The 587-nt window shown below is 69.5% G+C and carries 1 protein-coding gene; it reads left to right on the forward strand.

Translation table 11 applies throughout. From position 1 onward, the window contains the following. Positions 1–376: 376 nt before the first annotated feature. Positions 377–587, forward strand: a 211-nt coding sequence (locus HUK84_RS22115) for a hypothetical protein (protein WP_176642031.1), incomplete at its 3' end; no start/stop codon positions are given.

Here is a 587-nt window from a genome sequence, read left to right on the forward strand (position 1 = left end):
GCCGCGGCCGGCGGCTTGGCCGCGGCGGGGGCCGCTGCCACCGCATGAGGGATGGAGAACGCAGGGACAAGCAGGGCCGCCGCCAGAATGGAAGCCGCCGGGCTGGAAAGCCGCATATGGAAAAACCCTAACAGAATAGGAAATAAGACGCGCGGCGCATCATGGCCGAGCCCGCCTGGTCCTGCAAGGCTGCCTCGGCGCCATCGCGCCGACTGCGCCGGCTTTGCCCCGGCCGTGCTCCGACTTCGCCCGAGTTCGGTTGACCCGTGGCGGCGCGGGTCCTATCTCAGATGCCGCGCGAGAATGCCATTCCTTACAGTTCCTGCCCGCCCGGGGTTCGGCCGGGTGCGGGGCCGCGCCATTCCGGAAGGTCTACATGTTCGCCAGTCTTGCCCGTGCCCTGTTTGGAACCGCCAACGATCGCTCGCTCAAGGCGTTCCAGCGCCGCGTGCCCGAGATCAATGCGCTGGAGCCCCAGGTCCAGGCGCTGGACGACGCGGCGCTCTCGGCCAAGACCGCCGAATTCCGTGCACGGATCGCGGCGGGCGCCACGCTCGACTCCCTGCTGCCCGAGGCCTTCGCCGTGG

Origin of the sequence: Nguyenibacter vanlangensis (genome assembly GCF_013376155.1) — a bacterium.
GTDB lineage: Bacteria > Pseudomonadota > Alphaproteobacteria > Acetobacterales > Acetobacteraceae > Gluconacetobacter > Gluconacetobacter vanlangensis.